Source organism: Noviherbaspirillum sp. (genome assembly GCF_036846085.1).
Taxonomy (GTDB): domain Bacteria; phylum Pseudomonadota; class Gammaproteobacteria; order Burkholderiales; family Burkholderiaceae_D; genus Noviherbaspirillum.
Window position 1 is genome coordinate 1 of sequence record NZ_DAIUCO010000198.1, and the last position, 10,256, is coordinate 10,256.

A 10,256-nucleotide genomic window follows, 5' to 3' on the forward strand; every position below is an offset into this window, starting at 1 on the left:
TCTTAAATACCTGCTCCTTGACGCCGATGTCCTCGAACACCGCCTCGACCACGATATCGGCCTGGCCGATTTCTTCATACGACATTGTGCCGGTGATGAGGCCGACGCGCTGGTCGAACTTCTCCTGGGTGAGCTTACCCTTCTTCAGGGTGTTCTCGTAGTTCTTGCGAATCGTGGCAAGACCCTTGTCGAGCGCTTCCTGTTTCATTTCCAGGATCTTGACGGGAATGCCGGCATTGGCGAAGTTCATCGCGATACCGCCGCCCATGGTACCGGCACCGATGACGGCTGCCGACTTGATTGGACGGGTCGGTGTATCTTCCGGTACGTCCGGCACCTTGCTTGCAGCGCGCTCGCCGAAGAATGCATGACGCAAGGCCTTCGATTCGGTGGTCTGCACCAGGTCAACGAACAGTTCGCGCTCGTACGCCAGGCCATCGTCGAACTTCTTGGTGACCGATGCGGCAACCGCTTCAACGCACTTCAGCGGCGCGGGGAACGGGCCAGCCATTGCCTTGACCGTATTGCGGGAGAACTGCAGGAATGCTTCGTAATTCGGGTAATCGACCTTCACGTCGCGCACCTTCGGCAGCGGACGCGTATCGGCGATCTTGTTGGCGAACGCGATGGCGCCTTCCAGCAGATCGCCTTCGATCATCTCGTTGAACAGCGCGGTCTTTGCCAGCTTTTCGGAGGGCACCGGATTGCCCGACACGATCATGTTCAATGCCATTTCGAGGCCGAGTACGCGCGGCAGGCGCTGCGTACCGCCGGCACCCGGAAGAATGCCCAGCTTGACTTCCGGCAGCGCAATCTGTGCACCGGCCGATGCGACGCGATAATGGCAACCGAGCGCAAGCTCCAGGCCGCCGCCCATGCACACTGTATGAATTGCAGCCACGACCGGCTTGGTCGAGCTTTCAACAACGTTGATCACCGTATGCAGCGTCGGCTCAGCCATAGCCTTCGGTGAATTGAATTCCTTGATATCGGCACCGCCGGAAAACGCCTTGCCGGCGCCGGTGATCACGATCGCCTTGACGGCATCGTTGTTCAGCGCCTGCTTCATGCTCTCCACGATCGCGCTGCGGGTCGAATGGCCCAGGCCGTTCACCGGCGGATTGTTCAGCGTAATAACGGCGACTGCGCCGTTGACCTTGTATTCGGCAGTCATATCTCTTCCTTTATCAATAAAGTCTCGTTGGGCTATTTTTTGGTGCGCATACAGAGGCTTGCTTCAGCGTCTTGGACCATTCACGCGGTGCTCTGGTTTTGTAGTGTGAACTATACCCGATAAAAGAACGATCGTATTATTTTTGCAGTAAAAAAACCGGCAGGACGATCTGCCGGTTTAATGAGCACCAATAGTTCGGTTATCGAACCAGACTCGAACCGCTTTTCAGGTCAGCGACATCAATCGTTCATCGCTGCGCTTTCAGGCGCAACAGCGCGCCGCGCTTCTTGTCGTCGGAATAGGCGTAGTCGACCCGTCCCTTCGCTACTGTCGCCATCAGCACCATGTTTTGCGTGATTGCATCATGATCCTGCTTGGAAAATGGCTTGCTGTAACTGGTGATCACGCCTTGATAGCGGCTGTTGAGGTTCTCCAGCGCCTCCTTGATCTTGGTGCCGTCGGTGGAGTTGGCCTGCCGGATCGCCAGGTAGAGCAGGTGCATGCCGTCATAGCCCTGGGCGGCACTCATCGGCGATGGGATCAGGCTTGTTTTGAACGATCGTTGGTAGGCAAGCAGAAAGCCGTTCTTGCTGGCGGAACCGAGATCCTGGATGAAGGTTTGCGGCATAAGCGCGCCTTCGCCCGCCTTGCCCGACAGCTCGATGAAATTCCCCATCGAAAAAGTCCAGCTGCCGAGCAAGGGCACCTTCCATCCCTCGGCTTCCTTGTTCTTCGCCACCGCCGCAAGCTCGGGCCCGATGCCCCATAGGACAAGGGCTTCGGCATTCGAGGCTTTTGCCCGCTTTACCTGCGGGCTCATGTCGGTATCGCCAATATTGAAGCGTTCCTCCGCCACCACTTTGAGGCCGGCAAGCTTGCTTTGCTCGAGGAATGCCTTGAGGCCGGCATCGCCGTAAGCGGTACTGTCGGCAAGGATGGCGGCATTGGTCAAACCCCTGCGCTTGAGATCCGCTACCAGGGTTTTCGCTTCCAGGTCCAGCGTGGGCGATATGCGGAAGATATAGTTTTCAGGTGCTGCCGGCGGTGCATATTTCCGGGTGAGCGACGTTCCGGTGGAAACGGCGATCATCAGTGGAATTTTCGCTTTTTGATAGGCATCGATGGAGGCAAGACCGACCCCCGTGTTGACAATGCCAATCGCCGCCACGACCTTCGATTGAACGAATTCTTCCGCAATTTTGGCGCCCACATCGTTCTTGGCCTGGTCGTCGCGTTCGATCAGTTGTACCTTCTTGCCGTTGATACCGCCGATACTATTAATTTCTTCCACCGCGAGACGGATACCATTGCGCATGCTCTCGCCCATCGGGCTGGAACCGCCGCTAAAGGGCCCTGAAACACCGATCCGGATAACGTCGTTATCGACGCTGGCCTGCGCATAGGCGCCAGACTGAATCAATGAAAACGCGCACAGCAAGGCTGCGCGGCAAAGCGGATTCTTCCACATGATATGTCTCCTCCCTGAGGGATTGGTTATGCGCCGCGTGCGGGGTGGCCGCCGTGACGTTAAGCCTGAGTATTGACGAGGGTGATGTCAGGTACAACCGAAGTACTACGCAGAAACGGTAAGTATTACCACGCAGAAACTTTACCTCATCATATCAGTGTCAGGAAGAGAGTTATTTTTAGTTTTGTTCGCCGGACTGCAGCCGTTGTAATTCCGCCATCAAATCGCTTTGGAAACCTGCACGCTCCCATTCACGGTAATTTCCGGCGGCGTAGGCAAGCGCATTCCGATAATAGATATGCGCATTCATCCGGTTGCGGACGAAATTGTTCTGGGTCCGCACCACCGCGCCTGGCGTACCCATGACGATGGAATTGGGCGGCACCACCGTACCTTCCTTCAGGAAGGTATGGCCCGCGACGATGCTGTTTTCACCGATCACGCAGCCGTCCATGATGGTCGAGTTGATGCCGATCAGGCAGTTGTCGCCGATGGTGCAGCCGTGGATGGTGCAATGGTGGGTGATCGAGCAATGGCTGCCGATGATGGTCGGCGTGCGGTCGCCGATGTGCAGCATCACGAAGTCCTGGATATTCGTATAGGCGCCGATCACGATTTCCTTGTGCTCGGCCCGTGCCACGACGTTGATCCAGATGGACGCGTTTTCCTCTACGGTCACCTTTCCGTACAGGTGCGCGGTTTCGTGAATATAAGCGGGATTGCGAAGGACGACGTCAGGTCCGGTGACTGCCATGGATTTGCCTTACTCTGATGATATGCCGCCGTCCGACGATCAATCGGACGGCGGCATGCTGTCTGCAGGTCGCGATGTCAGACCTCCAGCCATTCCTTGCGGATGCCTGCATTGGCGCGCAAATCGGCCGGCGTGCCTTCAAACACGATAGAGCCGTGCCCCATTACATACACGCGCTGGGAGATTTCCAGCGCAATCGCCAGCTTCTGCTCCACCAGTAGCACCGAGATGCCGCGGTTCTTCAGTTCATTCAGGTACTGCGCCACCTGCTCCACGATCTTCGGCGCCAGCCCTTCGGTCGGCTCATCGATCATGATCAGGTCCGGATCGCCCATCAGCGTACGGCACAGCGTCAGCATCTGCTGTTCGCCGCCGGACAACACGCCGGCCGCCGTATGCTGGCGTTCCTTCAGACGCGGGAACATCTGGTACATGTCCTTCAACGCCCAGCGTGACTTCTTGCCCTTCTTCTCGCCCAGGATCAGGTTCTGTTCAACGGTCAGCGTCGGAAACACATCCCGGTTTTCGGGCACGAAGCCGAGGCCGCGATGCGCGATCTCGAACGCTTTCAGGCCGCTGATTTCCTCGCCCTTGAAACGGATCGAGCCGGTGGTGTCCACATGTCCCATTGCCGACTTGACCGTCGTGGAGCGCCCGACGCCGTTGCGTCCGAGCAGGCTGACGATTTCGCCTTTTCCGACCTTCATATCGACGCCGTGCAGCACATGGCTCTTGCCGTAGAACGCATGCAGATTCTTGATATCGAGTAGTGCCTCCATCATGCCTCCGCCGTTGCGTGACCGCCCAGATAGGCTTCCTGTACCTTGGGGTTGCCCCGCACCCGTTCCGGCGTGTCGCAGGCAATCACCTCGCCGTACACCACCACCGCGATCTTGTCGGCCAGGCCGAATACCACACTCATGTCATGCTCCACCATTAACAGGGTCTTTCCAACCGTTACCTTGCGGATGAGTTCGACCGCAGCGTCGGATTCCGAACGGCTCATGCCGGCCGTCGGCTCGTCCAGCAGGATGACGTCGGCGCCGCCGGCGATCGTGATGCCGATTTCCAGTGCGCGCTGCTCCGCATAGGTAAGCAGCCCGGCCGCAATATTGCGTCGCGACTTCAGGCCGATCTGCTCGAGTACCGCTTCGGCACGCGCGTGTGCGTCCTTCAGGCCGCCAAGCCGATGCCAGAACGAGTACTTGTACCCGAGCGACCAGAGCACCGCGCAGCGCAGGTTTTCATACACCGATAACCTGTGAAAGATGTTGGTGATCTGAAAGCTGCGTGAAAGACCGTTGCGGTTGATTTCGAAAGGCTTCAGGCCTAGGATGCTTCTACCATTAAGGAGAATTTCGCCCGACGACACAGGAAAGCGCCCGGAAATCAGATTGAACAGGGTCGATTTGCCGGCGCCGTTGGGGCCGATGATGGCGAAGCGCTCGCCTTTCGGCACTGCCAGGTTGGCGCCACGAATGATCTCGGACTTGCCGAAGCTTTTGCGAACGTTTTTCAGTTCAAGTGCGTATGCGCTCATGCTCCGGTCCTCCGGATCTGTTCTTCAATTTCGGTATTCACTTCACCCCATGCATGTTGGAAAACCTTCTTGGTTTTGATAAAGGCAAAAATGCCGATCGCGAGCAATGCCACGGTGAAAAGCCATGGCGTTACCGCAGCCGTATCGACTGTCACGCCAAAAAGCTTCTTCTCCGTGCCGTTCACCGACTCCAGCGTCAGGTGGTACATCATCTCGGTGGCGATGATGGCGCCGAACAGCAGCAGCAACCCTGCCGCACTCACCGCGACAAGGCTTGGCCAGACGCGCTTGAACTTTCCATACTTCGCCACCCGGAGATTAAGCATGATCAGGCTGGCGATGCCGCCCGGCGCATACATCACGATGAGAATGAAGAACACACCGAGATACAGCTGCCAGGCATTGGTGAAGTCGGAAAGCATGACGGTCAGGAACACACCGAGGACCGCACCGATCATCGGCCCGAAGAAGAAGCCGACACCGCCGATGAACGCAAACAGCAGCACGCCGCCGGAACGGATGGCGCTAACGTTTTCAGCAGTCACGATTTCGAAGTTGATTGCCGACAGACCGCCGGAAATCCCGGCGAAGAAACCGGACAGGATCAGTGTCAGGTACCGCGCCCATTGGGTGTCGTAACCGATGAATTCCACGCGCTCCGGATTGTCGCGTACCGCGTTGATGATGCGGCCGAGCGGTGTTTGCGTGAACGCGAACATGCCCACGGTACTGATGAAAAGCCAGAAGGCGATCAGGTAATACACCTGGATTTGCGGACCATACGTCAGGCCGAAGAACGGCTCACCGTAAACCCGGTTGGTCGAGATGCCGCCTTCACCGCCGAAGAATGCCGGGAACATCAGCGAACACGCGAACACCAGCTCGACGATACCAAGGGTGATCATCGAGAACGTCGTGCCGGATTTTTTGGTCGTGACATAGCCGAACAAGGCGCCGAAGAACATGCCCGCCAGGCCGCCGACGAGCGGGATGAGCGCGACCGGCATCCAGATCTTGCCGCCGGAGGCCATGTTCATCGCATGGATGGCGAAATAAGCGCCAAGCCCGGAGTACACCGCATGGCCGAAGGACAGCATGCCGCCCTGCCCCAGCAGCATGTTGTACGACAGGGCGAAGATCATCAGCGTGCCCATTTGCGACAGCAGCGATAATGATGCGCCCTTGTTGAACACGATCGGCGCAACGATCAGGACGATCGCAAACAGACTCCAGACGATCAACCGTCCGATATTTAACGGCGAGTACTTCATGGTATGTGTAATTGTCATGGTATTCATTCGTTCAGCCCTCCCGTGTTCCCATCAAGCCGCGTGGCCTGAAGATCAGAATGAGCACCAGCAGCAGGTAAGGCATGATCGGCGCAACCTGTGAAATCGTCAGATTGAGTACCGAGAAGCCGAAGGTCTCCGGAGAAATCGTTGCGCCGAGTCCGGCAAACAACGTGACGAAGGAGTAATCGAGCGCCACGGCGTAGGTCTGCAGCACGCCAATGAGCAGCGATGCAAGCAGAGCACCGACAAGGGAACCCATGCCGCCGACCACCACGACCACGAAAATGATGCTGCCGACGGTTGCGGCCATGCCCGGTTCGGTAACAAACGCGTTACCGCCGATCACACCGGCAAGTCCCGCCAGCGCACAGCCGCCGCCGAACACCAGCATGAACACACGCGGCACGTTGTGGCCGAGTGCTTCCACCATGTCGGGATGGGTCAACGCCGCCTGGATGACCAGGCCGATGCGGGTACGTGTGAGCAGTAAAAAGATGGATACCAGCATCAGCAATGCGATGAGCATCATGAAACCGCGATACATCGGGAAGGTCGTTGTGTACAGGGTGAACAGGGAACGATCGAGTTCCGCAGGAATCGGGTAAGGCACGGCGGCCCTGCCCCAGATCAGCTGCACGATTTCCACCAGCACATACGACAGGCCGAAGGTGAACAGCAATTCGGGAATATGTCCGTATTTGTGCACCGAACGCAGGCCATAGCGTTCGACAAGCGCACCAATGGCGCCGACCAGCAGCGGCGCGACCACGAGCGCCGGCCAGAAGCCGATCGTGGTGCTGATGGCATACGCAAAGTAGGCGCCGAGCATATAGAAACTGGCATGCGCAAAATTCAGCACACCCATCATACTGAAAATAAGCGTCAAACCCGACGAAAGCATGAACAGCAAGAGCCCGTAGCTCAAACCGTTAAGCAAAGTAATTAGCGTGAACTCCACGTAGTGCCCCTATTCGGAATATTCTTGTACGACCGTACTTTTCTAAGCGAAAAAAAAGCAGCGCGGCACCCTCCCGGCGCCACGCTGCACGTTTGTTACATTAACCGCCAGGACGCTTCATCTGGCAGGACGTCGGCTGGGCGGCAACATAGGTATCAAGCTTGACATCGGTCTTCCAGCCATAGCCGGTGTTTTCCTGGTCAAACTTCACATCCTTGCCGTTCACCTTGGTCCATGTCGAGATATACAGCGGTTGCTGCAATTGGTGATCCGCCTTGCGCATCTCGACCTCGCCGTTCAGGCTCTTGAACTTCATGCCTTCCAGGACGGGTGCCACCTTGACAGGATCGGTCGACTTGGCGGTCTTGAATGCCTGTCCCAGCATGCCCAGCGCGGTATAAGTCGCCATCGCATAGTAATCGTCGTTGTACTTCTTCTTGAAGCTTTCGACGAGTTCCTGTCCGACGAACTTCTCGTTGTTGACGTTCCAGTAGCCGACCGACTTCACCTTGCCTTCGCCGGCAGCGCCCATTGCGGTAGGAACCCCGGTGGTCGCGCCATAGTAGGTATAGAAGTTGGCTTCCAGTCCCGCATCCTTGGCCGCCTTGATCAGCAACGCGAGATCGGCACCCCAGTTGCCGGTGATCACCGTATCGGCGCCGGACTGCTTGATCTTCGCAACGTAAGGAGAGAAGTCCTTGACCTGGCCGATCGGGTGAAGGTCATCGCCGACGATCTGGATATCAGGACGCTTGCGCTTCAGATAGTCCTTTGCAGCACGAGTGACCTGGTGACCGAACGCATAGTTCTGGCCAATGATGTAGACCTTCTTGATATTCTGGTTCTGCTGCATGTAGGTCGTCATCGCTTCCATCTTCTGATCCGAATTGGCATCGAAGCGGAAGTGCCAGTAGCTGCACTTGCTGTTGGTCAGATCGGGATCGACCGCAGCATAGTTGATGAAGATGACTTCCTTGCCGGGATTGCGTTCGTTGTGCTTGTTGACCGCATCCAGAATGGCGGCCGCAGCGCCGGAACCATTACCCTGGATGAGATAACGATAGCCCTGGTCGATCGCCGTCTTCACCTGCGTCAAAGACTCCTGGGGACTGGCCTTGTTATCAAAGCCGACGACTTCAAATGTATGTTCGCCGCCCCACTTCTCCTTGTTGGCCAGCTCAGCCACGTGTTGCCAGCTCTTGAGAATGTTCTGGCCAACTGGAGCGAATGGGCCTGACAGAGGATCGATGAAAGCGAATTTGATGTTTTCCGCCTGTGCGCCAGCCGAGGAGAAAGCAGCTGCCACCGACAGGGCCATTACGAGTGGGCGTAACTTGAGTGTCATTTGTCTCTTCCTTATAGATATTGAGTTTATAGAATATCGGCGGTTGTACCCGCTGTAAAGCTAAGACATGTTACGCGCTCGATTTGCGCGATGATGGTGCATTTGATGCGTGCCGAACATTCTGGCTTCCAGGCAATTCGGCACACGTTAAAACGCTTCATCACGAAACCGGCACGGTGCTTCACACCATGGCGACGCCTACCTGCATCAACGTTCAGGGGCGTGGATTCGATGACATCGATTATCTCCGCAGGGACGGCGCGGCAGTCGATCCGCCGCGCCGTCATCAAGCAGGATTACTTGGACGGACGCTTCATTTGGCAGGAAGTCGGTTGCGATGCGACGTAGCTGTCGATCTTCTGATCGTTGCTCCAGCCGTAACCGGTATTCTCCTGATCGTATTTGATCTTCTTGCCGTCGACCTTGCTCCAGGTCGAGATGTAGAGAGGCTGCTGCAACTGGTGATCCGCCGCGCGCATCTCCACGTCGCCATTGATGGCCTTGACCTTCATGCCTTCCATTGCGAATGCAATCTTGACCGGATCGACGGAGTTCGTGTCCTTGGCAGCCTTGCCCACCATTTGCATGATGGTATAGATGTCGCTGACATAGAAGTCGTCGTTGTACTTCTTCTTGAATGCCTCGACGATTTCCTTGCCTGCGAAGGTTTCGTTGTTCGGTATCCAGTAGGCAACCTGCTTGACCAGGCCCTCGGTCGCGCCGCCCATTGCGGTCGGTACGCCGGTTGTGCCGCCGTAGTAGGTGTAGAACTTCGCGGTCAGGCCGGCATCCTTGGCTGCCTTCACCAGCAACGCGAGGTCGGCGCCCCAGTTACCGGTAATGACCGAATCGGCGCCCGAAGCCTTGATCTTCGCGACGTACGGTGCGAAATCCTTGACCTGTGCGATCGGATGCAGGTCGTCGCCGACGATCTGGACGTCAGGACGCTTGCGCTTCAGGTATTCCTTGGCTGCACGGGTGACCTGGTGGCCGTGTGCATAGTTCTGGCCAATGATATAGACCTTCTTGATGTTCTGGTCCTTGGCCATGTAGGTCGTCAGCGCCTCCATCTTCATGTCGGAGTTCGCATCAAAGCGGAAGTGCCAGAAGCTGCACTTGCTGTTGGTCAGATCGGGATCGATCGCGGAATAGTTCAGGAAAACAATTTCCTTGCCCGGATTACGTTCGTTGTGCTTGTTGACCGCATCGACGAGCGCGGCTGCGACGCCGGAGCCGTTGCCCTGGGCGATGAAGCGATAGCCCTGGTCGATCACTGTCTTCAACTGGTTCAGCGATTCCTGCGGGCTGCCTTTGCCGTCGAAAGCCTGCACGTCAAATGTGTGGTTACCGGCCCATTTCTGCTGGTTCGCCATTTCCGTAAACATACGGAATGTATTCAACTGGTTCTGCCCGATCGGAGCGAATGCACCCGACATGGTCTCGATCATTGCAATCTTGATCGTGTCTGCGTGCGCGGATGGTGCGGCGAAGGCGGCCGCAACCGAGCATGCCAGAACCAAGGGGCGAATCATTTTCATCATCTGTCTCTTCCTTTTATGTGGGTACTGAAATAAACACTGGCCATCGGCCTGTTGGTGTTGCTGCGAAAATCAACTTCAAGAAGTTATGCCGTCGGCAGTTTGTACTCCTTGAATTGCTCCCTGATCCTGTTTTTGAGGATCTTGCCGGTGGCGCCGATCGGCAGCGCATCGACAAAGGTTACAT

The 10,256-nt window shown here is 56.8% G+C and carries 9 protein-coding genes; all 9 read right to left on the bottom strand.

The window, feature by feature from the left end:
* Window positions 1–1,174 (bottom strand): enoyl-CoA hydratase-related protein (locus V7080_RS19225; protein WP_334190008.1); only part of this gene is annotated, 1,174 nt, incomplete at its 3' end.
* A 247-nt stretch (window positions 1,175–1,421) separates the two neighbouring features.
* On the bottom strand, window positions 1,422–2,642 hold the full coding sequence (locus V7080_RS19230; protein ID WP_334190009.1) for an ABC transporter substrate-binding protein: 1,221 nt from the start codon (window positions 2,640–2,642) through the stop codon (window positions 1,422–1,424).
* 178 nt (window positions 2,643–2,820) lie between these two features.
* A complete protein-coding gene (locus V7080_RS19235; protein ID WP_334190010.1) occupies window positions 2,821–3,396 on the bottom strand; it encodes a gamma carbonic anhydrase family protein in 576 nt (191 codons plus the stop codon).
* Window positions 3,397–3,473: 77 nt separating this feature from the next.
* Complete coding sequence (locus tag V7080_RS19240; protein ID WP_334190011.1) at window positions 3,474–4,175, bottom strand: ABC transporter ATP-binding protein; 702 nt, start codon at window positions 4,173–4,175, stop codon at window positions 3,474–3,476.
* Window positions 4,175–4,936, bottom strand: a complete 762-nt coding sequence (locus V7080_RS19245) for an ABC transporter ATP-binding protein (RefSeq protein WP_334190012.1) — start codon at window positions 4,934–4,936, stop codon at window positions 4,175–4,177. Before V7080_RS19245 ends, V7080_RS19240 begins: the two co-directional genes overlap by 1 nt.
* Window positions 4,933–6,225 carry a branched-chain amino acid ABC transporter permease gene (locus tag V7080_RS19250; RefSeq protein WP_334190013.1) on the bottom strand — a complete coding sequence of 431 codons (1,293 nt, stop codon included), beginning with the start codon at window positions 6,223–6,225 and terminating at the stop codon, window positions 4,933–4,935. Before V7080_RS19250 ends, V7080_RS19245 begins: the two co-directional genes overlap by 4 nt.
* A gap of 13 nt (window positions 6,226–6,238) precedes the next feature.
* On the bottom strand, window positions 6,239–7,186 hold the full coding sequence (locus V7080_RS19255; protein ID WP_334190014.1) for a branched-chain amino acid ABC transporter permease: 948 nt from the start codon (window positions 7,184–7,186) through the stop codon (window positions 6,239–6,241).
* 100 nt (window positions 7,187–7,286) lie between these two features.
* The gene (locus V7080_RS19260) at window positions 7,287–8,531 is read right to left on the bottom strand and encodes a branched-chain amino acid ABC transporter substrate-binding protein (protein ID WP_334190015.1); all 1,245 of its coding nucleotides are present in this window, start codon (window positions 8,529–8,531) and stop codon (window positions 7,287–7,289) included.
* A gap of 296 nt (window positions 8,532–8,827) precedes the next feature.
* A complete protein-coding gene (locus tag V7080_RS19265; RefSeq protein ID WP_334190016.1) occupies window positions 8,828–10,069 on the bottom strand; it encodes a branched-chain amino acid ABC transporter substrate-binding protein in 1,242 nt (413 codons plus the stop codon).
* Between the last annotated feature and the right edge of the window lie 187 nt (window positions 10,070–10,256).